At 60.6% G+C, this 24,198-nt stretch carries 24 protein-coding genes; 15 read left to right on the plus strand and 9 right to left on the minus strand.

Annotated elements, in window-relative coordinates:
- Window positions 1–53: 53 nt before the first annotated feature.
- The 4 genes from MA04_RS07120 to MA04_RS07135 all read right to left on the minus strand — a co-directional run bounded on the left by MA04_RS07120 (window position 54) and on the right by MA04_RS07135 (window position 6,120).
- On the minus strand, window positions 54–1,883 hold the full coding sequence (locus MA04_RS07120) for a carboxylesterase/lipase family protein (RefSeq protein ID WP_262459925.1): 1,830 nt from the start codon (window positions 1,881–1,883) through the stop codon (window positions 54–56).
- A 115-nt stretch (window positions 1,884–1,998) separates the two neighbouring features.
- Window positions 1,999–3,420 (minus strand): alpha/beta hydrolase, encoded by a 1,422-nt coding sequence (locus MA04_RS07125; RefSeq protein WP_262459927.1) that lies wholly within the window; start codon window positions 3,418–3,420, stop codon window positions 1,999–2,001.
- 238 nt (window positions 3,421–3,658) lie between these two features.
- Complete coding sequence (locus MA04_RS07130; protein ID WP_262459928.1) at window positions 3,659–5,437, minus strand: poly(ethylene terephthalate) hydrolase family protein; 1,779 nt, start codon at window positions 5,435–5,437, stop codon at window positions 3,659–3,661.
- 296 nt (window positions 5,438–5,733) lie between these two features.
- The gene (locus tag MA04_RS07135) at window positions 5,734–6,120 is read right to left on the minus strand and encodes a RidA family protein (protein ID WP_014992527.1); all 387 of its coding nucleotides are present in this window, start codon (window positions 6,118–6,120) and stop codon (window positions 5,734–5,736) included.
- A 238-nt stretch (window positions 6,121–6,358) separates the two neighbouring features.
- Here MA04_RS07135 and MA04_RS07140 point away from each other — a divergent pair, with 238 nt between their 5' ends.
- A complete protein-coding gene (locus tag MA04_RS07140) occupies window positions 6,359–6,835 on the plus strand; it encodes a YchJ family protein (protein WP_262459929.1) in 477 nt (158 codons plus the stop codon).
- A gap of 127 nt (window positions 6,836–6,962) precedes the next feature.
- Here the strand turns inward: MA04_RS07140 and spoT are convergent, their stop codons facing one another.
- The 3 genes from spoT to gmk form a co-directional block, all read right to left on the minus strand.
- The gene (gene spoT, locus MA04_RS07145; protein WP_262459930.1) at window positions 6,963–9,071 is read right to left on the minus strand and encodes a bifunctional GTP diphosphokinase/guanosine-3',5'-bis pyrophosphate 3'-pyrophosphohydrolase; all 2,109 of its coding nucleotides are present in this window, start codon (window positions 9,069–9,071) and stop codon (window positions 6,963–6,965) included.
- Window positions 9,072–9,321: 250 nt separating this feature from the next.
- Complete coding sequence (gene rpoZ, locus MA04_RS07150) at window positions 9,322–9,585, minus strand: DNA-directed RNA polymerase subunit omega (protein WP_014992535.1); 264 nt, start codon at window positions 9,583–9,585, stop codon at window positions 9,322–9,324.
- A 50-nt stretch (window positions 9,586–9,635) separates the two neighbouring features.
- Window positions 9,636–10,268 (minus strand): guanylate kinase, encoded by a 633-nt coding sequence (gene gmk / locus MA04_RS07155; protein WP_262459931.1) that lies wholly within the window; start codon window positions 10,266–10,268, stop codon window positions 9,636–9,638.
- Window positions 10,269–10,402: 134 nt separating this feature from the next.
- Between gmk and doeB the strand changes: the two genes are divergently transcribed.
- Window positions 10,403–11,419, plus strand: a complete 1,017-nt coding sequence (gene doeB / locus MA04_RS07160) for a N(2)-acetyl-L-2,4-diaminobutanoate deacetylase DoeB (RefSeq protein WP_262459932.1) — start codon at window positions 10,403–10,405, stop codon at window positions 11,417–11,419.
- Window positions 11,420–11,452: 33 nt separating this feature from the next.
- Here the strand turns inward: doeB and MA04_RS07165 are convergent, their stop codons facing one another.
- Window positions 11,453–12,844, minus strand: coding sequence for an aminotransferase-like domain-containing protein (locus MA04_RS07165; protein WP_262459933.1), 1,392 nt, complete (start codon window positions 12,842–12,844; stop codon window positions 11,453–11,455).
- A 162-nt stretch (window positions 12,845–13,006) separates the two neighbouring features.
- Between MA04_RS07165 and MA04_RS07170 the strand changes: the two genes are divergently transcribed.
- The 12 genes from MA04_RS07170 to MA04_RS07225 all read left to right on the plus strand — a co-directional run bounded on the left by MA04_RS07170 (window position 13,007) and on the right by MA04_RS07225 (window position 22,309).
- Entirely contained in the window at window positions 13,007–14,326 is a 1,320-nt protein-coding gene (locus tag MA04_RS07170; RefSeq protein WP_262459934.1) for a hydroxymethylglutaryl-CoA reductase, degradative, read from the plus strand.
- A gap of 86 nt (window positions 14,327–14,412) precedes the next feature.
- Window positions 14,413–15,642: a CaiB/BaiF CoA transferase family protein gene (locus MA04_RS07175; protein WP_262459935.1), complete on the plus strand. Its 1,230-nt coding sequence runs from the start codon at window positions 14,413–14,415 to the stop codon at window positions 15,640–15,642.
- Between the two features lie 42 nt (window positions 15,643–15,684).
- Entirely contained in the window at window positions 15,685–16,824 is a 1,140-nt protein-coding gene (locus tag MA04_RS07180) for a C4-dicarboxylate TRAP transporter substrate-binding protein (RefSeq protein WP_262459936.1), read from the plus strand.
- A 54-nt stretch (window positions 16,825–16,878) separates the two neighbouring features.
- Complete coding sequence (locus MA04_RS07185) at window positions 16,879–17,334, plus strand: FAS1-like dehydratase domain-containing protein (RefSeq protein WP_063140630.1); 456 nt, start codon at window positions 16,879–16,881, stop codon at window positions 17,332–17,334.
- A 5-nt stretch (window positions 17,335–17,339) separates the two neighbouring features.
- On the plus strand, window positions 17,340–17,750 hold the full coding sequence (locus MA04_RS07190) for a hotdog family protein (RefSeq protein WP_063140629.1): 411 nt from the start codon (window positions 17,340–17,342) through the stop codon (window positions 17,748–17,750).
- Window positions 17,751–17,799: 49 nt separating this feature from the next.
- A complete protein-coding gene (locus MA04_RS07195; RefSeq protein ID WP_262459937.1) occupies window positions 17,800–18,375 on the plus strand; it encodes a TRAP transporter small permease in 576 nt (191 codons plus the stop codon).
- A complete protein-coding gene (locus tag MA04_RS07200; RefSeq protein ID WP_262459938.1) occupies window positions 18,372–19,679 on the plus strand; it encodes a TRAP transporter large permease in 1,308 nt (435 codons plus the stop codon). The genes MA04_RS07195 and MA04_RS07200 overlap by 4 nt, the downstream gene beginning before the upstream one ends.
- A gap of 104 nt (window positions 19,680–19,783) precedes the next feature.
- Window positions 19,784–20,071 (plus strand): helix-turn-helix domain-containing protein, encoded by a 288-nt coding sequence (locus MA04_RS07205; protein WP_262459939.1) that lies wholly within the window; start codon window positions 19,784–19,786, stop codon window positions 20,069–20,071.
- Complete coding sequence (locus MA04_RS07210; protein WP_262459940.1) at window positions 20,061–20,399, plus strand: hypothetical protein; 339 nt, start codon at window positions 20,061–20,063, stop codon at window positions 20,397–20,399. The genes MA04_RS07205 and MA04_RS07210 overlap by 11 nt, the downstream gene beginning before the upstream one ends.
- Window positions 20,368–20,469, plus strand: a complete 102-nt coding sequence (locus tag MA04_RS21830) for a HipA domain-containing protein (protein WP_262460018.1) — start codon at window positions 20,368–20,370, stop codon at window positions 20,467–20,469. Before MA04_RS07210 ends, MA04_RS21830 begins: the two co-directional genes overlap by 32 nt.
- A gap of 200 nt (window positions 20,470–20,669) precedes the next feature.
- Window positions 20,670–21,812 (plus strand): XRE family transcriptional regulator, encoded by a 1,143-nt coding sequence (locus MA04_RS07220; RefSeq protein ID WP_262459941.1) that lies wholly within the window; start codon window positions 20,670–20,672, stop codon window positions 21,810–21,812.
- A complete protein-coding gene (locus tag MA04_RS07225) occupies window positions 21,812–22,309 on the plus strand; it encodes a DUF4411 family protein (protein WP_262459942.1) in 498 nt (165 codons plus the stop codon). Before MA04_RS07220 ends, MA04_RS07225 begins: the two co-directional genes overlap by 1 nt.
- 21 nt (window positions 22,310–22,330) lie before the next feature.
- On the opposite strand, the gene MA04_RS07230 is transcribed toward MA04_RS07225, so the two are convergent.
- Window positions 22,331–23,194 (minus strand): YicC/YloC family endoribonuclease, encoded by an 864-nt coding sequence (locus MA04_RS07230; protein WP_262459943.1) that lies wholly within the window; start codon window positions 23,192–23,194, stop codon window positions 22,331–22,333.
- A 272-nt stretch (window positions 23,195–23,466) separates the two neighbouring features.
- Here MA04_RS07230 and rph point away from each other — a divergent pair, with 272 nt between their 5' ends.
- Complete coding sequence (rph, locus tag MA04_RS07235) at window positions 23,467–24,183, plus strand: ribonuclease PH (protein ID WP_014992551.1); 717 nt, start codon at window positions 23,467–23,469, stop codon at window positions 24,181–24,183.
- Window positions 24,184–24,198: the final 15 nt, after the last annotated feature.

Consider the following 24,198-nt stretch of genomic DNA (forward strand, 5'->3'; position numbering starts at 1 on the left):
CCCTTGAGGGGGGAAGGAGAGGGTGAAAACAAAGCGATCTACTCCGTCCGGCCTCAGGGCGCCGGCCAGGGGCTCTGGCTGGCGAAATGTCGCACGGCGTTCTTCTCCCCTTCGTCGTAAGCGCTGATCGCCGCTTCCCGGTCCTCCTCCACGCTTTCCAGTGTCAGCGCTTCGCCGGACATCTCTATGTGGGCCTGTTCACGGTCGGCATCCAGTACGACGACGGTGTCACCCCCCTCGCCGCTCCATGGCATCCAGCGTGGCGGGCAGTCGCCATCGCAGCCACCGCTGGGGTCTCCTTGGCGAAGGAAGTGCTTCACATAGGTCATCATCGCGTCCTGCAGATCGCGCCGCCCTGTTTCGTTATCCGCGGTGAAAGGATAACCGAACAGCCCCTCTTCCCGGCCATGGAAGAATGAAATTTCTGCGGAGTGTCCGGCGCCATAAATGAAGTCGAAGGGTTCGGGTCCGGAGCCGGGGCTGCCCCAGCGGAAATCATAGGCGAAAACGTCTTCTTGCCGTTGTGCCAGCGCCGCCGCCAGTTCGTCCACATACTTGGCGCGCCAGGCGCGGCTGCCATGATAGCCGGCAAGCTCGTAGATCGTCCGGTCCCGCTCCGTGGGCAGCACGTCGTCCAGGGTGAACGGAGAGCCGTCCGCTTTCGATTCCCCTTCCATCACATCCTTCAGATTGAGCCAGGTGTAGTCTCCGGAAGGCTGGCCATACAGGGCTTTCACCAAGGCGCCATAGAGGGGCATGAAGGCCTTTTGCTCATATTCGTTGGCGCCGATGATCAAAGGCACGGAGTTGTATTCGCCAGCACGAATGGCCGGCATCCAGCCGCCGCTGGGCACCACCACACCGTCCTCCGTGGCGCCGTAGGCGGACAGGCTGGTGTAGGCCAGGACGGCGGCGTAGTAGTCATGGGCCGGGATCTGGAACAGATATTCATCCAGGGTGGCATCGTCCACCATCTGCTGGCGCAGGGCGGCGGCTTCGCTGGCGTCTCCGGCATCACCCCGGTAGCGCAACAGATAGTCGATCTGTTCGTTGGTGAAGGCCTCGGCCTCCGCCGGCGAGCGGGTCGCCATGGCCGGGCTTTGTGCCATGGCCTTGTGGAACAGGCCTTGTGCTTGCGGTGACACCAGCAGTGTCATCACGTTGTGACCCCCGGCGGACTCGCCAGCAATGGTGATCTGATCGGGATCGCCGCCGAAGGCCGCGGCATTGTCACGTACCCATCGCAGGGCCTGTATCTGATCCAGATTGCCGAAATTGCCGGAATCGGACAGCGCGTCGGCACCGCCGGTCTGGACTTCCGGTTGGTAGAACCAGCCCAGTGGCCCCAGCCGGTACTGGATCACCACGACCACCGCGTCGGCGTGCAGGGCCAGGTTGCCGCCATCGTAATCCATGGCGGTGCCGAAGTTATTGGAACCACCGTGAATCCAGACATAAACCGGCAATTGCTCCTGCTGCCAGTCAGCGCGGCTGGGCCGGTAGATATCCAGGTACAGGCAGTCTTCGTCGCCGATGATGTTTTGTGTGCGTACCCAGTGAAGGGTGGTTTCCGCCTGTACGCAACGGGATGCCGGCTCGGTGGCGTCGCGCACGCCGCTCCAGCTTTCCGGCGGTTGCGGTGCGCGCCAGCGTAGGTCGTCCACTGGCGGGCGGGCATAAGGTATGCCCCGCCACACCAGCAGGGTGCCATCGACAGTGGCGTTTTCCGGTGCCCGTTGCTGGCCGGCGACCTCGCCTTGCAGCGTGGTCGCGGTCACAGGGGGCTGTGGGGATGGCCGATCATTGCTGCTGTCACTGCCGCAGCCGGTCAGGATCAGGCTGAACAGGGCCAGCAGTCCCAGGGATTTGCCATGGGGGAACATCGCTCTCTCCTTGCCTTGTTGTTATGGCATGCGTTGTTAAGACCCGCGCCCAGACAGGGGCGAGGCGGATCACGGAGGGCATGGCCCTCCGTAAAAAAAGCAAACAAGACTCGAATCAAGGGCAGGCGGGCAGGCCCGGCCGGTCCTCGCTGGTGAACTGACAGCCGTAATCCGGATCGGCCACCACCGCCGGGTCGAGAATCTCATCCCCATCCGGTTTCACCGAGTTCTGTTCCCAGTTGATCATGTCGGCGAAGGCGGTTTCCTGTTCTTCCTGGGTGAAATCACAGTGCCCCGGAGAGCGTAGTGCCCGTTGTACCAGCCAGGTGTCGCTGCCATTGGCCGTGGCACGCTCGCGGTAGATCTGAGCATGACGGAACGGCACATACAGATCCCCAAGCCCTTGCAGACTGACCACCGGGATGGTGAATTCACCGTTGACCACCGGAATCCAGCGCAGACCGTCGCTGCGCGGGCCGTTGGCGGCCGGGTTCTCCTCCACTCTCAGAATGGTGTCGTTGAAGGCCTGCTCCTCGGCGGTGAGGGCCGGGTCGTTGTCGAACTGATAGGTGACGTCGGCGTTGCCAGTGAGGTTGTCGGCGAGGATGCCGTTGACGGTGCCGTCGCGCCCGCCGGTGCCCATCACCACGCCCCAATAGTAGGTACGAAAGCCGATATCCGCGATGGGCCGTTCGCCGCCGGAGAGATTGCGGGAGATCGCCATCATCTTCTCGCCCTCTGCCGTGGGGGTGCCCAGTGCGGCGGGAGTGGGGACCTCGTCCCACAATACCGCGTTGATGGCATCCGCATCGAAGTTGGTGGCCGGGATGCCTTCCAGCGGCGGCACACTGTTGTCCGCGGTGTGCGCCAGATGCTGGGCGGCCATGGTGAACCAGGCCAGATAGTTGAACTCAAGCGTGTCCGCCACCACACCGCACATGGGCACGGCGCCGTCGTAGTGCACGACGTTATTGGCGGTGTCGTAGGTTTCCTGCTCGATGGCGGCGGCGGTGACGTGGCCGCCCATGGAATGGCCGGTGATATAGATCTTGCTCGGCGTATCCAGTTCGCGGCCGTTGGCGCTGGCGATCTCGTTGAACGCCAGCGCCAGTTCGTTGGTGTCCTCCACGCCGGTCCGTACATCATAGTAGTTGGTGGAGTAGCTTGATGCCGCCCAGGCGTACCCGTTGTCCAGGAACCAGGCTCGCAGGCTTGGATCGGAAACGGTCAGGGTCTCACCCTCGCCGCGATAACCGTGGGCATACATCACCAGTTTGCCGTTCCAGTTTTCCGGCACTTCCATGCGATAACCGGCGCCGCTGGGCCGCACGCCCCACCAGCGGCTGGCATTTTTGTGCCCCTCCAGGGCCTCGAACGGCAGGCTGGCTTCATCCGCCGTGAAGGTGCGCTGATCCTGGACACGGCTGGGGTCGCTCGGTGCCGGGTCCCGGTCACTGTCACTGCCGCAGGCGGCGATGCTGGCCGCGAGCAAGCCTATGGCCAGAGGTTTAAGAGATATAACGGAATGCGAGTCCATCTGATGTCTCCCTGTCTTTATTGGTGTTATATAAATAATTTTTTATGGTGTTTCGCTATGCGGAATAGTCTTTCTATAAAACGAAACGCACTCAATATGAGAGGCGGTCACGGTGACGTCAACCTGTGAAAGGGAGGAGGTGGGATCTGCATCGCAAAGCGTCGCCGAATCACAAGCGGCGGGTCGGGATCGACGTGAAGGGGGCGGCTGAGCACCCCCTCCGCGAACCGGCTTTAAGTTAGAAATCCACGCGTTGCATCGCCAGATCGGTGATCTGAACGGTGCCGGCGGCGGTTTGGTCGAACACCAGCTCCACCGCGTTGAGGTTGGTGAAGTCCACGCCCTCGAAGGCCGTCAACGGGATATCGACGGCGTTCAGGGTGGTTTTTTGCGAGCCGTGATTAGCATCGTCATAGAAGGTGTGACCCGGCGGATAGAACAGCCCGTCGCTGTAATCGCTGGCGACCACGGCGGCGCGGTTGCCGTCCATGTCCTCAAGCACCACCTGGAAGTCCTGACCGTCCGTATTGTCAGTGTCGCCATGGGAAATGCCCACGCGTACCGATAACACCTGATAATCCGTGGCGTTGGTGCCCAGCAGCTCCGAGCGGTACGTGGCGGCGGTATCCCAGACCATGAACAACTGCTCGGCGATATTGAAGGTCGGCGTGGCCACGTCACAGCCTTCCCCGGGCCGGCCGTTGGTTTGACAGATGCCGAAGCGGGAGAAGCCGCCGAATCGCACCGCGCCACCGAGATTGTTGGTGGTCAGGCTGGCCGGATCCAGGGTGTCGTCGATGACCAGCCGTTGCCCGGCGGGTGCGTGCACGCTGAGCAGAAAGCGGTCGTCGCAGGGTGCTTCACCGGCTGGACAGAGCGTCTCCGGCACTGGCGTCTGGCCATTCCAATAGGCACCGAACTCCTCTTCGCCACCGATGAAATAGCGAAAGAAGGAAGCGATGAAAAACAGCCCATGGGCTTGCTGCATTTCCGGCGTGTCGCGGCCGTTGCCGGCGGCGTTCTCGCCACACCAGGGATCATCGCCGTCGCTGTCCAGGATGGTCCAGTCGTCCGGGCGGGTATCGGCGGTCCAGACGGTATTGTAATAGTTGTGGTTGGCGCCCATCGGAATCAACTGGAATTTTGCATAGGGGTCGTTGTCCACGGCGTAGCGGCTGGTGTCGTAGGCAAAGTTTCCCATCAGATCTTCCACATCGCCGTCACAATAGCCGGCCAGGGACAGGAAGTTCACGTTGCTGACGGTCTGAGTGTTGTAATCGGTGGGGGCCAGGGCGAACACCGCGGTGATGTTGTGAGGCTCGGGCTGGGCGCGGTTATACAGCACGGTCTGGTTGACCCCCTCGCCGCCACGGGAATGCCCCATGATGCCGATCCGGCTCATGTCGAGCTTGCCCATCAGGTTGTCCAGACCGTTGCCGCCGGCCTGATTGATGGTGCGGAACTCATCCAGATGGCGGACCACCAGCATGGCTCGGGCCAGGGCGCCGGTATCGCCGTTGCCCGGGCTGCTGTCATGGTCGTTGATATCGTTGGCGTCCACGGAAATGACGGCGTAGCCGTGGCTGGCCAGATTTTCGGAGATGTACTGGTAACCACGATAGCTGGGGATCGGGTTGTCGCAGTCGTCATCGTCGATGCCGCGGCCGTCATAACAAGTGCCATGGCGGCCATGCAGGAACAGCACCAGCGGGAACGGGCCGGCTTCTCCCTCCGGGTACTGAATATAACCGTGAATATCGGTTTCGTAGCTATCGCTATTCTTGTTGTCCACGACGGTCATGCGGCCGAACTGGTATTCATTCTCCGATACGCCATAGGCGCCGGTGGTGGCGGCATCGGCGGCCACCGTATTGGTGATCGGGTCCGGTTCAGTCTTGGCCGCCGGTGGAGGGTTGTCGGAGGAACTGTCGCCGCCACAACCACTAAGAATCAAAGAGATGGAAAGATAAAGTGCTCCCGCACCCTTGAGTGACAAGGGCGACATGCTGATGCTCATGCTGTTTTTCCCCTTCTGTTGATAACGGCAAGCGTCCCAGGAGGACCAGAGCGCTAAGGCAATAGAGATGCCATTTCCTGACCGGTGTCAGGGGAAAACAAACTTAGGAGTAGGTAAGGTTTTGTTTTAAAAGTGGATTCCGTTTTCGAGAAAACCGCGGGTGCCGTTTATCAACGAGATGGGAGAGGGCGGGGGAAAAGTAATCGCGGTGCAAGCCGGTGCAGCGGAACTGGAAAGGGGCATCCGCTAGGATGCCCCTGATTAAAAGCGGTGCGGGAATAGTGCCTCTGAATCGATCAGGCGATATCCATGATGCCGTCCATTTCCACCCCGGCGCCTTTCGGCAAGGCGGCCACGCCGATGGCGGCGCGGGCGGGGTAGGGCTGCTGGAAGTAGCTGGCCATGACCTCATTGACCAAAGCGAAATGGCTGAGGTCGGTAAGGAAGATATTGAGTTTGACGATGTCCTGCAGGCCGCCACCAGCGGCTTCGCAGACCGCCGCCAGATTGTCGAAGACGCGGCGGATCTGGGCTTCCATGTCGCCTTCCACCAACGTCATGGTGGTGGGGTCCAGCGGAATCTGGCCGGACAGGTACACCGTGGAACCGGCCTTGATGGCCTGGGAATAGGTGCCGATGGCCGCCGGCGCCCGGTCGGTATTGATTACGGAACGATTGGACATGGTAGTTCAGTACTTGAGTGTGAATGACGGCGCCCCGACTGCCCGGTGACGCTCAGAAAGAAGCTATGCTGGCACGGGGGGCCAGGAGGCGCAATAGACCTGCGGCCTGGCCGGCAACTATGTATTCAGGGGTAACTACATAGCCGCCGCCCGGACCACGCGCCTACGGCGGCTGGGTAGTCCGTTTCACAGCGAATTGCGGGACAACGGGGCCCCTTGATGAGGCGTACCCCTTATAATGGCGTCACTGAAGCCGCTGTTTGACCGTCCCGCCATGCCTGTGTGTCCCTGCCAATCCGGCCTCGATTACGAGCAATGCTGCCAGCCCCTGCACCGGGGTGCTCCGGCGCCCTCGCCCGAAGCGCTGATGCGCTCCCGCTACAGCGCGTTTGTCCTCAACGATGCGGCCTACCTAAAGGCCTCCTGGCACCCGGCTACCCGGCCCGCGCCGCTGACACTGGAAGACGGTGATCAATGGCTCGGCCTGATCGTGCTGGACAGCCAACAGGAGGGGGAGGATGGATCGGTGCATTTCCGCGCTACCTGCCGTGAAGGCGACGGCTTCGCCGTGTTGGAAGAGCGGTCACGTTTTCTGCGCGAAGACGGCCGCTGGTTCTATCTCGATGGAGAACACGACGTGCGGCCGCTTAAACCCGGCAGGAACGACCCGTGCCCCTGCGGCAGCGGCAAAAAGCATAAGAAGTGCTGCGGGTGAAAGGTCTGCCGCGAAGCCGCTGTGGGAGCTTGCCTGCAAGCGAATGGGGCTCACTCAGGCGGTTTATAATATTCGCTTGCAGGCAAGCTCCTACAGAGGCTTCGTGGTCAGGCCTGCGGGAAGAGCCTCACAGACGGTGAATGCGAACGATGTTATCCAGCACACGCAGGCGTTTAATAATGCGCGCCAGATGGATGCGGTCCTTCACCGTGAGAGTGACATTGAGAAGGGAAAGCGTGGGGTCCTTGTCGGACATGTCGATGGTATCGATGTTGGAGCCCAGTTCGGTGACGCTGTTGGCCAGAGTGGCGAGGACGCCGCGCTTGTTGACCAGTTCAATGCGCAGGCCAGCGGTGAATTCCTGCTCTGCCTCCCGCTCCCAGCTCAGAGCGATGCATTTCTCCGGCGCGTTGCGCATCTCCGCCAGCAGATTCTTGCAGGTATCGCGATGCACCACGATGCCCCGTCCGGCACTGAGATGCCCGAGGATGGTATCGCCGGGTAGCGGGTAGCAGCACTTGGCGTAGGTCACCATCAGGCCTTCGCTGCCACGGATCGCCAGCGGCCGCCGGTCGTCCTCTTCCTGCCGGGCCTCACCATGGTTGCCCATCATCTTGCGGGCCACCAGCGGCGCCAGCCGGTTGCCCATGCCGATGTCTTCCAGCAGCTCGTCCAGGCTGTGCTGATCGTTGCTGTCCAGCTCGGCGCGGATCACCGTTTCCGGCAGATGCTCAAGGCTGCTCTCGTAGCCCGCCAGGGCCTTGTCCAACAGGCGTTGTCCCAGTTCCCGGGCGTCTTCCCGCCGCTGCTGCTTGAGGAAGTGGCGAATGTTGGAGCGGGCCTTGCCGGTGACGACGAAGTTGAGCCAGGCCGGATTGGGGGTGGCGTTGGGGGCGGTGATGATCTTCACCGTTTGCCCGGACTCCAGCGGCGTGGACAGCGCCGCCAGCTTGCCGTCCACCCGGGCCGCCACGCAACGGTTGCCCACCTTGGTGTGCACGGCGTAGGCGAAGTCCACCGGAGTGGCGCCGGCGGGGAGTTCCTTGATGTCGCCTTTGGGCGTGAACACGTAGGCTTCGTCGGGGAACAGGTCCACTTTGACGTTCTCGATGAACTCCATCGAGTTACCGGCCTTTTGCTGCATCTCCAGCAGCCGCTGCATCCAGGACTGTGCCCGGGTGTGGGTCGGCGAGCCGGGTTTCTCCTCGGTCTTGTACAGCCAGTGGGCGGCGATGCCGTTGTTGGCCATCGCTTCCATTTCCTCGGTGCGGATCTGGATTTCCAGCGGAATCCCGGAGTGGGCCTTCAGAGTGGTATGCAGGGACTGGTAGCCGTTGGCCTTGGGAATGGCCACGTAGTCCTTGAACCGGCCCGGGATGGGAATGAAATAGTTGTGCACCGCGCCGAGCACCCGGTAGCAGGTGTCCACGCGGTCGACGATGATGCGGAAGCCAAACACGTCCATGATTTCCGAGAACGGTTTGTGCTGCTCTTTCATCTTGTTGTAGATGCTGTAAAGGTGCTTCTCGCGCCCCAGCACCCGGGCCTCGATGCCTTCCTGCTGCAGGCAGTGTTCGATGCTGGTCTTGATCGACGAGAGGATTTCCTTGCGGTTGCCCCGGGCGGAGCGCACCGCCTGGCCGATCAGCCGGGCCCGCATCGGATGGATGGCGTGGAAGGCCAGGTCCTCGTACTCCACGCGCATGTTGTACATGCCCAGGCGGAAGGCGATTGGCGCGTAGATCTCCAGGGTTTCGGTGGCGATACGGCGTCGTTTGTCGGGGTTCATCACATGCAGCGTGCGCATGTTGTGCAGACGGTCGGCGAGTTTCACCAGGATCACGCGGATGTCCCGCGTCATCGCCAGGATCATCTTGCGCAGATTCTCCGCCTGCTGTTCCGCTTTGGACTCGAACTTGATCTGGGCGATTTTGGAGACGCCGTCGACCAGTTCCGCCACCTCCTCGCTGAACTCCGTCGCCAGCTGTTCCTTGGAGACGCCGGTATCCTCGATCACATCGTGCAGCATGGCCGCCATCAGAGAGGCGTGGTCCATGTGCATATCGGTGAGAATGTTGGCCACCGCCAGCGGATGCGTGATGTACGGGTCCCCGGTCCGTCGATACTGGCCCTCGTGGGCGGTCTCGGCGAAATAGTAGGCGCGCACCACCGGGGCGATTTGCTCGTCCGTCAGGTAGCTGCGCAAACGTTTTTCCAGGTTATGGATGGTGGACAAGGGCTCTCATCACGCCGCCAGGGCGAATCCATGTATGCAAAGGACGCTTCATGCATCCGCGCTGATCTCGCGGTATGCGGTATACAGTCCTAGCTTAAGGTTTGCCGCGACAATTTGTCTACGTTATTGCCGTGAGTCATTGAAAAGGCAAAGTTTTTTGCCTTGATAGGCTGAGACTATGAAAAAGCGGGCAAAGACAGGGGCAAAGAGAAGGGCGCGGCCGGGTCCGTGCCCGGCCGGAGCGGCGGCGTTATTCGCCGAAGGAACGGGTCAGCAGCGCCAGGTCATCGACCTCGCTGTCGTGTTCCAGGGCGGCGGCGTCCAGGCTTTCGCCGGTCACGTGACCATCGGCGATTTCGCGCAGGGCCACCACGGTGGGCTTGTCGTTCTCCCAGGCCACCCGCGGCTCTTTGCCGCCGGTCTGCAGCTGACGGGCGCGCCGGCTGGATACCAGTACCAGCTCAAAGCGGTTGTCCAGCTTTTCCAGGCAATCTTCTACAGTTACACGGGCCACGGTGTTCTCCTCCGGTTGGTCTCAATCGACCAGACATAAGGGCGGGGATTTTACCGGGTTTCGCTACCGGACAACAAGTCCGCCAGTACCGCCGCCTGACGCACCGCCTGGCGATGGGTGGTCAGCCGGCGGGCTTCGACGATGGCGGCCAGCTCATGCAGGGCGCGTTCGAAGTTATCGTTGACCACCAGATAATCGAATTCGCCGTAGTGGCTCATCTCCTCCCGGGCCCCGGCCAGACGCTTGCGGATCACCTCGTCGTCATCGGAGGCGCGGCTGCGCAGGCGCTGCTCCAGAGTCTTCAGGCACGGCGGCAGGATGAAGATGCTGACCGCCTCGGGCATCTGCCGGCGGACCTGGGCGGCGCCCTGCCAGTCGATCTCCAGAATCACGTCTTCGCCGTCACGCAGGGTGTCGGAAACCCAGTCGGCGCTGGTGCCGTAGAGGTTGCCGAACACCTCGGCGTGTTCCAGGAGCCGGCCCTGCTCCACCAGCCTTACGAACGATTCGCGTTTGATGAAGTGGTAATTCACACCATCGGTTTCGCCGTCACGGCGGTCGCGGGTGGTGTGGGAAATGGAAATCCTCAGACGCGGCAGCTTTTCCACCAGTGCCGCCACCAGAGAAGTCTTGCCGGCGCCGGAGGGTGCGGAAACGATGTACAGGGTGCCAATGTCGGCCATAACGTATATTCCTGTTTCTCGGGATGCGGGTAGGGTCGGAGGCAACGGGTACCCCTGCCGGACTTGCCGCGAAAACGGGCATTATAGGAGCAAAGCCGGTGGTCCGTCATGGGCGTCCGGGACGAGGAGAGCCTATGTCGTATCTGCCAGACAGCCCTATCAGCGCTACCGTGGATTACCACCGCGACGGTGTGCAGCATGGATTTCTCAAGCTGCCGCACTCCCATGATGACTCCGCCTGGGGCAGTCTGATGATCCCCATCGCCGTGGTGCGCAATGGCGCGGGACCAACGGTGCTGCTCACCGGAGGCAATCACGGCGACGAGTACGAGGGGATCACCTCCCTGCTCAAGCTGGCCAACCGGCTGCGGGCCGAGGACATCACCGGCCGCGTCATCATCGTGCCGATGATGAACCATCCGGCGGCGCTGAATGGCACCCGTACCTCGCCCATCGACAAGGGCAATCTCAATCGCGCCTTCCCCGGTGACCCGTGCGGCACGCTGACCGAGCGCATCGCCGATTACTTCACCCGTTATCTGGTGCCGTTGAGCGACGTGGTTCTGGATATCCATTCCGGCGGCCGCACCCTGGATCTGCTGCCGTTCGCCGCCACCCACCGGCTGCCGGACCAGGACCTGGCCCGCCGTTGTCTGGAAGGCGCCCTGGCCTTTGGCGCACCCAATACGCTGTTGATGTCGGAGCTGGAGGGCGGGGCGCTGTTCGACACCGTGGTCGAGAATCAGGGCAAGGTCTTTATCAGCACCGAACTGCGCGGTGGCGGCACGTCCACGCCGGAGAGCGTGGCGCTGGCGGAGCGGGGTGTCGAGAACGTCCTTCGCTACGCGGGTGTCCTGGCTGGAGAACCGCATCCGCCGGTGCCCGCCAGCAGAATGCTGGAGATCCCCGATAACGACCACTATCTGCAAAGCGAACACGCCGGATTGCTGGAGTTTGGCGTCGGCCTCGGAGACGAAATCCGCGCCGGTGACCTGATCGCCAGAATCTACGGTATGGAGCGCACCGGTGCCGCGCCGGTGGAATACCGGGCGCCGGTGAGCGGTATTCTGATCGGCCGCCGCCACCCCGCCAGAGTTGCCATGGGGGATACCTTCGCGGTGCTGGCGGTGGTGCTGAAGAACTTCGATTGACCGGCGTGAAGGAACGTCGTGCGGTTTTAGCGACTACAGGCCGTCGAGCAGGGCGGCCCGGAACGCCGGGTCGTCCAGGTAAGCCACGTTGAGGCGGGTCCAGGGCACGATTTTTGTTCTGTCGACGGAAAAGATCGAGCCCGGTGCCAGCATCACCCCTTTGTCCAGACAGTGCCGGGTGAGTTCATTGGCGTCGTCGATACCGGGGAAGCGGGCCCAGACATAGAGGCTCTGATCCGGGCGGTGAAACACTTCCGCGCCGAGCTCATCCAGCACCGCCAGACCCTGTTCTGTGGCTTCCCTGAGCCGTTTTTGCAGACGCGCCAGATGCCTCAGGTAGTGACCTTCGCGCAAGATAATATTCACCAGTCTCTCCGAATACTCGGCACCGCTGGTGTGTAACAGCATTTTTACGTCCGCCAGTTCGCTGACCAGCCCTTCCTCGCCGGCGACGAAACCGACTCGCAGTGCCGCTGAAACCGGTTTGGAGAAGCTGCCGATATAAAGAGTGCGTTTGAGTTGATCCTGAGCGGAAAGCTTGCAGCATGAACTGAGCTTGAAGTCCGCCATGGCATCGTTTTCCACCACGATCAGATTATGGCGTCTGGCCAACGCCAGAATCCGTTCCGCCTTGGCGGTGGAAAGATCGGTGCCGGTGGGGTTATGGCCGGCGGACTGCATGAAGAACAGGCGCGGCTTCTCTCGGACCAGCAGCCGGGCCAGTTGTTCGGTGTCGGGCCCGTCCACCTGGCGGGTTACCGGCAGCATGCGCGCGCCCTGAAGCTGCAACTTGCCGAACAGCGGGTAATAACCCGGACTTTCCACCAGTACCGCATCTCCGGGTTTGACGAACCGCCGGATCACCAGGTCCATGCCGTGGTTGGCGCCGAAGGTCGTGGCGATCTGCGCCGTGGTGGTGCTGATGCCGTAGCCGGCCAGCTTTCTGACCAGTTGCTGTCGCAAATTGACATTGCCCAGTCGATCGCCGTAACGGAACAGCGTGGCCACGCCACTGCGCACCACCTGGCGGCTGAACTTGTCCAGACGCATATCCATCAGCCATTCCACCGGCGGAAACCCTTCGCCCAAATGGGAATGTCCAGGCTCGCGCACGAACTGCTGACGCATCATCCAGATAGTGTCCAGAGCGCGTGCATAAGGCGGTGGTTCGGGGCCGGTGTCGTCGTTGTTCTCCGGCGGCGCGCAGACAAAAAAGCCCTTGCCGTGTCTGGCCTCGATAAGCCCTTCCGCGGCGAGGTACTCGTAGGCGGTGATCACGGTGTTCTTGGAATGGCCATGCAGGCGAGTGTACTCGCGCAGGGAGGGGAGCTTGTCGCCCTGGCGCAGCGCGCCCTCGGCGATCTGCTCGGCGATGCTGGCGGCGACCCGCTGGGCCAGCGTTTGGCGATGCAGAGGAAGGGCCACGGGAGGTTCCGTTGTTGTTGTACCGGGATGGGGAGACTGTTTGCCGTAACTGTACCTTTTTGATGGGTACAGGTGAAGCTATCGTAACGGTCAATCCGGCGTATCCGGCTTCGCCAACCAAACGCCGCCCACCTAACAACAACGACGTCACAGAGGTGACCAGTGAGCTACAGTTCCCTGCTTCCCGGTTTTCGTAATCTCTCCCCCGCCGAGCGATTGGATCATCTGCAATCCCAGTTGGCCCTATCCGATGATGAGCTGGATCTGCTGCGCAACGCCGGAGCTCTGCCGTTGGAAATCGCCGACGGCATGATCGAGAACGTCATCGCCAAGTTCGAGCTGCCTTTGGCGGTTGCCGGGAATTTCCTGGTTAATGGCAAGGAGGTGCTGGTGCCTCTGGCGGTGGAAGAGCCTTCGGTGGTGGCGGCGGCGTCCTTCATGGCAAAGCTGGCGCGCCCGGCGGGAGGGTTTTTGACGTCCTCCAGTACGCCGCTGATGCGCGCGCAGATCCAGATCATCGGTGTTACCGATCCGGTCAACGCCCGTCTCAGCCTGCTGCGTCACAAGCAGCGCATCCTCGATCTGGCCAACAGCAAGGATCAGCTCCTCAACCAACTCGGTGGTGGCTGCCGCGATCTGGACATCCATACCTTCGCCGACAGTCCGCGCGGACCGATGGTGGTGGCCCATCTGTTGGTCGACGTGCGGGACGCCATGGGGGCCAATACCGTGAACACCATGGCCGAGGCCGTGGCGCCGCTGATGGAAGAGATCACCGGTGGCACGGTGCGGCTGCGGATTCTCTCCAACCTCGCCGATCTGCGGCTCTCCCGTGCCCAGGTACGCATTGCACCGGAGCATCTGGATACCGCGGACTACAAAGGTGAGGACGTGATCGAGCGTATCATCGACGCCTACGCGTTCGCCGCCGTGGATCCGTACCGGGCGGCCACCCACAACAAAGGCATCATGAATGGCATCGACCCTTTGATCGTCGCTACCGGTAATGATTGGCGCGCGGTGGAAGCGGGCGCCCATGCCTATGCCTGTCGCGATGGCCATTACGGCTCCCTCACCACCTGGGAAAAAGACCGCGAGGGCGCCCTGGTGGGCACCATTGAAATGCCAATGCCGGTGGGGTTGGTGGGCGGCGCCACCAAAACGCATCCGCTGGCGCGGCTGGCGTTGAAGATTCTGGGCGTATCCAGTGCCCAGGAGTTGGCGGAAGTGGCGGTGGCGGTGGGGCTGGCACAGAACCTGGGAGCGCTGCGCGCGCTGGCGACGGAAGGCATTCAGCGCGGCCATATGGCTCTGCACGCTCGCAATATAGCACTGTCGGCCGGCGCTCGTGGCGAGGAAGTTGCTTATGTGGTGGAGCGCATGGTCAGCGCCCGGGACGTGCGCGCCGATCACGCGGAAGCCTTGTTGAGAGAAAAAAAGTTGAGAGAAATACGGTTGAGAGAGAAACGACAAAGCGAGTGAGACAGCGTCTATGATCAGCTCGCTGGTGGCGCCGATGAGAGGCGCCGCCAGCGAGCATCAGAATGACAACAAGACGAGGAGGTCCCATGACCCATCAAACCGATATTCCCGTTGCATCAGAAGGTCCGCTCAAGGGCATTGTCATCCTCGATCTGACCCGGGTCGTGGCCGGCCCCTATTGCGCCATGTTACTGGCTGACATGGGGGCGACGGTGATCAAGATCGAGCACCCCCAGGACCCGGACCTGACGAGGGAATTCCCGCCCTTGCACGATCAGGATGGCGCGGCGATCAGCGGTTTCTTCGCTCAGTACAACCGCAACAAAATGGCGGTGAGTCTGGATCTGAAGAAAGCGGAAGGTCGTGAGACCTTTCTGCAAATGGTGGCCAGAGCCCACATTGTCATCGAGAACTTCCGCCCCGGCACGCTGGATAAGCTGGGATTGGGCTACGACGTTCTGGCGGAGACCAATCCCGCCATTATTCTCACCTGTATCAGTGGCTTCGGACAGACCGGACCAAACTCGCCACGGCCGGCGTTCGACAGCAGCGCCCAGGCCACCGGCGGACTGTGGTCCATGAACGGTACGGTGGAAGAACCCATGCGGGTGGGCACCGTGCTCGGCGATCTGAGTGCGGCCCTGTACGGCGCCATTGGCACCCTGGGGGCATTACGCCAGGCGGAACAAACCGGCATAGGCCAATGCGTGGATATTTCCCAACAGGACTCCATTATTTCGCTCACCGAGAACGCGCTGGTGACTTACACCGCCTCCGGCAAGGTCACGGTTCCCGAAGGCAACGGCCATCCTTTCGTCAAACCCTATGGCCGCTACGCCTGCAAGGACGGCTATGTGTTCTTCGGTGCCTATACCGATAAATTCTGGCGTGAAGCCTGCATTGTTTTCGGTGATGAACACCTCCTCGATGACCCTGAGATCAACACCATGGCCAGGCGTTTTGATCCGGAAGTTTATGAACGCCGGGTGAAACCGCTGGTGGAACAGTGGTGCGGGCGTCATACCAAAGCGGAACTGGAAGAGATGACCGGTGCGCGCTTCCCATTGTCACCCATCAAGAGCATCGACGAGGTGGTGGCGGATCCCCATGTGCGGTTACGCGACATGGTGATTCCGGTGCAATACCGGGGCGTGGATTTTCAAGTGTTCGGCAATCCGGTGAAGCTGTCCGGCGGTACCCGCGAGATGAACGCGGCGGCTCCGGAAGTGGGCGAACACAACGAACGGATTTATCGGGAATGGCTTGGCAAGGATGATGAAGAATTCGAGTTCCTGAAAAACAGCGGCGTCATCTGACGCCGTTACCATGAACTATTAAATAACAAAGGTGAACACACTATGAAACGCTTGATGATTATGGCTCTGGCCATACTCAGTGGGGTGACTGTGCTCTCCGCCGAGGCGAGAACGTTGCGTTATGCCATTGGCCATCCCCCCAGTTCTTTCGTCGTGGATGTGGCCAAACAATATGCGGAATCCGTCAGTGAACTGTCCGACGGTGATTTGAAAGTCCGGGTCTTTCCCATGTCGCTTCTGAACTTTGCCGAGACCTCCGGTGGTCTGCGGGACGGTATGGCGGATATCGGTTTTGTCCTGACGTCTTATTTCCCCGCCGAGTTTCCGCACAGCAATGTGGCGGTGGAATCATCGATGTTGCTGAGCTTGCTGGGTGACAAGGTGCGCGGCAAGGAAGGCATGGTCTTCATGGGCGCACTCTCCGAGTTCACGTTCTTTCACTGCCCGGAATGCAATCAGGAATTCGCCAAACAAAATCAGGTGTATACCGGCAGCACCGGTGGTTCCTCCTATGGGTTGGTATGCAACCGGCCAGTGGAAACTGCCGCGGATCTCAGTGGCATGCGTCTTAGGGTCGGTGCCGCCAACTGGTCCCGCTGGACCGAGGCGGTGGGTGCCTCACCGGTGACCATGTCCGCCAACGAAATGTACGAAGCATTGAGTCAGGGTGTCGTGGGCTGCATCGTTCTGGCTTCTCCGGAGATCCACAATTTCGGGCTCGCGGATGTGGTGACCGACATCAATATGGATGTGCCGGGCGGTCCCATGCCGGTGGCGGGGACCAATATCAATGCCAACACCTGGAAGTCGCTGTCTCCGCAACAGAGAACGCTGATGCTGCGTGCCGCCAGTGCTTTCACCGCTGGCATTCCCTGGATCTACCACCAGCACGAAGATCGTATCCTGGCGGAGGCGGAGCAGCGCGGTGTCACGATTCATCATGCCGACGAGGATCTGGTGGCAAAAACCAACGCCTTTATCGAGAAGGACATGGATTTCATCGCCACGGACTATCAAAAACGTTACAACGTCAGTCGAGGTCAGGAGATGATCGCGGATTTCCGCGAACTATTGGAGAAGTGGGCCGGTCTGGTCCAGGACGTGGACAGTGAGCAACAGCTCGTCGACCTGTACTGGAATGAGATCTTCTCCAAAGTGGACGTCTCCAAGCACGGCCTCTGATCCGATGCGGGCGGCCTGGCCGCCCGGTCTCCGCCAACCTGACCGGGGTACGTCATGACTGTGATTACCGAAGAGCTCAAAAACCATGTCGGTGCTGAGCTTCCGCCTTTCGAATTTGAAATTTCCCGCGGTGACCTGAAGAAATACGCCGTGGCTACCGGCCAGCGACTCGAGCGCTACCTCAATGGTGACGAGGCGCCGCTGCTTTACTTGTTCGCGGCGATGATGCCGGTGGTGCCGCTGGACCGCCTGTTGCCGGACGGCCGACAACCGGACAGCGGTCTGATGCCGCCGCTGCCGTTGAACCGCGTAATGGCCGGTGGCAGTGAATATCAACTCCACCGCAAGGTGAATGTCGGGGATGTGCTGGTTTGTCGGCAGAAATTCGTCGAGGTATTTGAGAAAACCGGAGCCGAGGGGCCATTGCTGTTTCTGGTATTCGAAAACCGATTTGAAACTCGTGATGGCGAACCAGTGGTCACGGAACGTCTGACCCGGATCGCGAGGTAGCAGTGATGATGAAAAAGCGTATTGAAGCTGGCGAGAAACTTACGGGACGGACCTGGCGTGCGGATACCGTTCAGCTGTTCTTGTACAACGCCGCCATCTGGAATCCTCACCGCATCCACTATGATCTGCCCTACACCCAGGAAGCCGAAGGGCATCCGCAATTGTTGATCGATGGCCCACTTCAAGGTGACTGGTTGACGCAGATGGTCTACGAATGGTTGGGCGAAAACGGGACTCTGACGGCATTCAGCTACAGCAATCGTCGTGCGGCCTATGTAGGTGACGTGCTGAGCACCGTGGGCGAAGTGACCGCCGTTGATGGAGACACCGTTACCCTGGATCTCAGGATCACCAATCAGCGTGGGGAAGCCACCACCGTGGGCAATGCCACCGTGGTCATCGAATCCGGCCATTAAAAGTTATCGCCGATTTTCACTTCGCACTCCCGGTTCTCGAGGAAAGACTATGTATCGGTTGGGGCGTTACCTTTCCCGGGTAACGGATATAACGACGCTGGTGGGCGGGCTTGCCATTGCCTTGATGATGATCCACATCAGCCTGGACGTGGTGTTGCGTTATCTGTTTTCAACACCAATACCTGGCACCATCACCTACGTGTCCAACTACTACATGATCATCGCTGCCTTTCTGCCTTTGGCTTACGCGGAAAAGCTGGGCGCCCACATCAGCGTGGAGGTGGTTACCGAACGTCTGCCACAACGGATCCAGTTCCATCTGGCCCATTGGCTGATCCTGCTGTCCGCGATCATCCTCGCCTTCATGGCAGTGAAAACGGGGCTGGAAGCCGTGACCCGCTATGAAATGGGGGCCGCACTGGTGGAAGGCGGCACCTCCATCATCATCTGGCCGGGCTACTTTGTGCTGCCCATTGGGCTGGGGCTTATGGTTCTGATGCTGGTCTACAAGTTCGTGGTCTATGTCACGGGCGGCGAATCGGGGCTGGTCTCGTCCGGACAACAGCAGGGAGCTGGTGAAGTGCCGCGGCCGAATGCTACCCGCGCCACCGGAGAATCGGCATGACCGAAGTCCAGATCGGCCTCGGTGGTTTGGTGGTGCTGTTCGCGCTGATTGCCTTGCGCATGCCGGTGGGCATTGCGCTTATCGGAGTCTCGTTCGGCGGGCTGTGGTATTTGATGGGTTGGGGAATTGCCTGGGGATCGTTGGGGCTCATCCCTTACCAATTCTCCGCCAACTGGGTGCTCAGTTCGGTACCCATGTTTCTATTGCTTGGCTACGTTTGCTTCCATGCCCAACTGACTCAGGGATTGTTCAGGGCTGCGCGCCTTTGGTTATCCTCGGTGCCGGGCGGGCTGGCGGTGGCCTCGATTTTCGGCACCACCGGTTTCGCCGCGGTGTGTGGTTCCTCCGTGGCCTGCTCCGCCGCCATGGGGCGCGTTGCCGTGCCGGAGATGATTGACCAAAAATACAATCCGGGGCTGGCGACCAGCACCGTTTCCATCGCCGGCACCGTCGGTGCCCTGCTGCCGCCGTCCATCATCATGATCCTTTACGGCATCATCGCGCAGCAATCGATCAGCAAGCTGTTTCTGGGCGGGATCGCCGCCGGCCTGATTACCGTGGCGGGTTACATCGCGGTGGTGATGATACGGGTGAAGCTGGATCCGTCGCTGGCGCCGCGTACCGATTCGCGCGTGTCACTGAAAGAGAAAGTGGCGGCGCTGTGGGATATCTGGCCGATCCTGCTGATCATGATGGGCATCTTCGGCGGCATGTTCGCCGGATTGTTCACGCCCACGGAGGCCGGTGCGGTAGGCGCCGCGCTGTCCTGTGTTGTGGCGCTGTGCAAACGCACCCTGACCTGGAGCCGGTTTCGCGCGGCGATACAGGAAACCCTGCTGACCACCGGCACCCTGCTGATCATCGCCATGGGCGCCAGTTTGCTGACGCGCTTCTTGTCCTTATCCGGCGCCGGTGATTACCTGTCCTCGCTGGTACTGAACGCCGGCGCCGATACCGTGGCGATCCTGCTGATCATCGTCTGCGTTTATCTGTTGCTGGGCATGTTTCTGGAACCCATCGGCGCCATGCTGCTGACCCTGCCCATCGTCCTGCCGATCATCGACAGCGCCGGCCTCAGCCTGATCTGGTTCGGTGTGGTACTGACCAAACTGCTGGAAGTGGGCATGGTGACACCGCCGGTGGGCATGAATATCTTCGTGATAAAGAGCGTGGTCGGTGACCTGGTATCCACCAGCGCCATCTTCAAGGGCGTGTTCTGGTTCCTGATGATGGACGCCCTGGTGCTGTTGCTGTTGATGGGCGTGCCGGATCTGATTCTGTTCCTGCCTGAAAGGTTTGGTTGAGCGGTATTGCCCGCAGTCCAATGAGGTCTATTTTGGCTATTATGGTATCTATTTATGCTTGTTTTGGTCATAATTAGACATCCTGGTGTCTGTTTTGGTGTGAGATGACCTCTCTTCTTGATGACATTGATGTGCAGCGAGCGTTTGCTGCTCATCTGCGGCGTTTGCGCAAGCAGGCCAGGCTGTCCCGTGATGCCCTGGCCGAGCGTAGTGGGGTGCCGGCATCCACCATCAAGAAGTTTGAACTCACCGGACAGATCTCGTTCCGGCAACTGTTGCTTCTCTGGCAGAGCCTGGATGATCTGCGCCGTCTGTATGCGTTAACCCGTCATTCCCCTGGGGAAGCTGAGATGCCCTCCAGCATTGATGAAGTATTGAACAGTGAGCTTTAAGCCAGTTCGCAAGCTGACGGTAACGCGTACGTTGCAACTCCTGTCCCCCGATGCACCTGATCGCTGTTACACGGTTGCACAAACCGGGGATGAGGCCTGGCTGGTCAGATTTACATCGCGCAACCTGCCGTTGGGCCATGAGGAAGGACTTTGTGAAGCCGCTTATCTGCATCTGGCCGGAAAACTGGGGCCGCAGCCGCAGTGGCGGCTGTTCGATCCACCGAACCAGAGCGGAGCCTGCGGCTGGTTTGGGATGAAACGGTTTGACTGGGTGAGTCACCCGCAAAAGGCGGGCCATATTCAACCAGTTCACCTGCAATCAGGATGATCACAGTAAGAACTGGGCTTTTCTCAAGACGATGCTGGCGAGTGGGCGCTGGCGTCTTTCTATGACGTGACCTTCAGCCCTCATCCATTCCAGGAGCACGCCACCGCCTATGCCGGTTATGGATGTGCGGGGCGATAGTTCTCAGGCAACCGATGCAAGGGGGCTCATACGCCTTCGTTATGGCGGGTAACCGAGGGCCATATTGGCACTATGACTTCCCGGGTTTAGACTGTTCCTGGTTCCCCTTGATGCCCTGAGAAATATCTAATTATGGCAACCACTTACGCCAAAATTAATCCGGATATCCTGGGCTGGGCTCGCGAACGGGCCCAGCTCAGCATATCCGTGTTGGCCGGCAAGCTCGGGGTAAACGAGAAGAAAGTAGAGGCCTGGGAAAGTGGGGAAAAGCGACTCACCTTCCGTCAGGCTCAGCAGTATGCGGCCAAGACCCACGTCCCGTTTGGATATTTGTACCTGAAGCGTCCGCCGGTTGAAGAGCTCCCGCTGCCAGACCTTCGAACGGTTGGTAGTCAAAGGCCGGTCAGGCCTTCCGCGGAACTGATCGAAATGGTGCGAATCGTCTTGCGCCGACAGGAGTGGTACGCGGAATACCTCCGGGATCAAGGGGCGGAGCGGAACGAGCGGGTTGGCCATTTCACGACCCAGTCCGGGGTGCGGGCTGTGGTTGAGGACATGCGGGGGGCCTTGCAGGTACCGCCGCTCCAGACTCGGGGCACTTGGGAAGACTATCTCAGGCTACTGGTCCAGAGGATTGAGGAGGCCGGTGTCCTCGTTATGCGAGAAAGTTTCGTTGGCCATCATACGCGACCATTGTCCGTACAAGAGTTCCGGGGGTTTGCGATCGCCGATCCCCTGGCCCCGGTGATTTTCATCAACCAGGCCGACGCACCCAAAGCCCGGCTGTTTACCCTCATCCACGAACTGGCCCATGTCTGGATCGGCCAGACCGGCATATCCGACGCCAGCCCTGCTGCTGAGCGCCGCGAAGAGGTATTCTGCAACGCCGTGGCGGCGGAATTTCTAGTGCCGGCGGAAGAGTTCGAGCGGCAATGGCGGGATCTGGATAACTGGCGCGAAAACCTACCTGACCTCGAGGCGCACTTCCGCGTCAGCACCTGGGTGTTGGCACGTCGCGCCCTGACGCTGAACAAGATCAGTGCCGATGAGTATCATCGCTATGTTCGAGAACTCCAGGAGGAGTACCGAAACAGGGAAAAAGAAAGTATCCCGATAAGTTACTACCAGGGGCGGAAGGGTAAGATCAGCCAGACTTTCTCCAAGGCTCTGTTGAGCGAGGCCTTGAGCGGTCGGGTGCTGCTGCGTGATGCCGCACGGCTATTGGGTTTGAAGCCCTCTCAATTAGCGAAGTATGCGAGGGAATTGGGGGTTTAATGTATCTGCTGGATGCGAATACCTATATTCAGGCCAAGAACCTGCATTACCAAATGAGCTTCTGTCCGGCGTATTGGCATTGGTTGGACGAGCAATTTGAAGCCGGCCAGTTAGCCAGTATCAGCTCGGTCTACCACGAGTTGACTGTGCAGAACGATGAATTAACTGAGTGGGTAAAGATGAGAAAGGCGCACTTTCTGCCTGTCTCTTCGGAAGACATCCAGGATCAGTTCGGGAGTGTTGCGGAATACGTCTCTGGTCTGGAGGATAAAAAGGCGGAGCATATCGCGGACTTTCTGGGAAATGCTGACCCTTGGTTGGTGGCAACCGCTTGTGCCAGGGACGCCACGGTGGTTACTCACGAGGCGCCTGTTCCGGACAACAGCAGCAAAGTAAAGATTCCCAATGTGTGCCGCGCATTCGATGTCCCCTACATCACTACCTATGAACTCTTGAATACGCTCGATGCTCAGTTCGTTCTAGGTAGGAGTTCCTAGCCGGTCAGGTGCCTGCGGACTTTACTCAATATTCTGGATCTGCTCCCGCATCTGCTCGATCAGAACCTTGAGCTCGACGGCGGCGGTGGTGGTTTCGGCGTCGATGGACTTTGACGCCAGGGTGTTGGCTTCGCGGTTGAGTTCCTGCATCAGGAAATCCAGACGGCGGCCCGCCTGGCCACCCTTCTCCACCACCCGGCGGACTTCCTTCACATGGGCCTCCAGGCGGTCCAGTTCCTCGTCCACATCCATTTTCTGGGCGGCCAGCACCACTTCCTGTTCCAGGCGGTCGTTGTCAGCGGTTTCCAGCACGTCCTCGACCCGTTGTCGCAGCCGCTCGCGCAGGTGGTCGCGGATGCGGGGCAGGGCCGCGCGGACGATGACGACCTGCTCGCCGATCAGTGTCAGACGGTCAAGCACCAGTTTGGCCAGCTGTTCCCCTTCCCGTTCGCGGGTGGCCAGGAGGCTGTCCAGGGCTTCGTCGAGCAACGCCACGGCTTTGCTTTGCAGGGCTTCCGGGTCGGCCCTGGTGGTTTTCAACACGCCGGGGAAGCGCAGTACTTCCAAGGGGTCGATTTGCCCGGGGTGCATGACCAGATCGCCTACCCGGCGGGCTGCTTCGGAGATCCGTTTCACCAGCGCTTCATTGAGCTCCAGATTGGGATCCGCTTCGTCTTCCTGGTAACGCAGGGTAACGTCGAGTTTGCCCCGGGACAGACGATTACGGCAGCGCTCACGTACCGCGCCCTCCAGAGTGCGCAGGGTTTCGGGCAGGCGTGGAGAGATTTCCAGGTAGCGGTGGTTTACCGAGCGGATTTCCCAGGCGAGATCGACGCCGTCGAGGTGCCCATCAGTGCGGGCGAAAGCGGTCATGCTGCGGATCATACGGGGGCCTCGGCTATTGCGTGTGCGGTCAGTGTACCATTGCTGTTCGATAGTTGTGGGCCAGCGACGAAGCTACTGTAGGAGCCGGCCCCGCTGGCGAAAGGGGCTGCACCCTCAGGGATTCGCCAGCAAGGCTGGCTCCCACAGCGGCCTTGTAGCGATCTCCCTCGCAGCGCGATCCGGGCCGATCGACCGTGACGCCTCGCAATGGGTCCGGCGGGTTCGTTACAATGGGGGTCTCCCATACCATTATCAGAACCTAAGGAGCTACCATGCGTCCCTCCGGCCGCGCGCCCGACCAAATGCGTGAAGTGTCTTTTACGCGCCATTACACCAAGCATGCCGAGGGTAGCGTCCTGGTGGCGTTCGGTGATACCCAGGTGCTCTGCACCGCCTCCGTGGAAGACGGCGTCCCGCGCTTCCTCAAAGGCAAGGGCCAGGGCTGGATCACTGCTGAGTACGGCATGTTGCCCCGCGCCACCCACACCCGCTCCGGCCGGGAGGCAGCCCGCGGCAAGCAGGGCGGGCGTACCCTGGAAATCCAGCGCCTGATCGGCCGCTCCCTGCGCGCCGCCGTGGATCTGCGCAAGCTGGGCGAAAATACCGTCTATCTGGACTGCGATGTGCTGCAGGCTGACGGCGGCACCCGCACCGCTTCCATCTCCGGGGCCTGCGTCGCGCTTGTGGACGCCTTCTCGGTTTTGCTGGAAAGGAAGCGCATAAAGGAAGATCCCTTGAACGGGTTGATTGCGTCCGTATCCGTGGGCATGTACAACAATGAGCCGGTGCTGGATCTGGACTATCCGGAGGATTCCAACGCCGATACCGATATGAACGTGGTGATGACCCAGCATGGGGGCTTCGTGGAGATTCAGGGGACCGCGGAGGGGGTGCCGTTCACCCGTGAACAGTCCGATACCCTGTTGGGCCTGGCGGAGAAGGGCATTCAGGACATCGTGCGCAAGCAGCAGGAGGCCCTGGGCTGGTAAGCGCCTGGTGACATG

The organism is Alloalcanivorax balearicus MACL04 (genome assembly GCF_025532145.1).
Classification (GTDB): domain Bacteria; phylum Pseudomonadota; class Gammaproteobacteria; order Pseudomonadales; family Alcanivoracaceae; genus Alloalcanivorax; species Alloalcanivorax balearicus.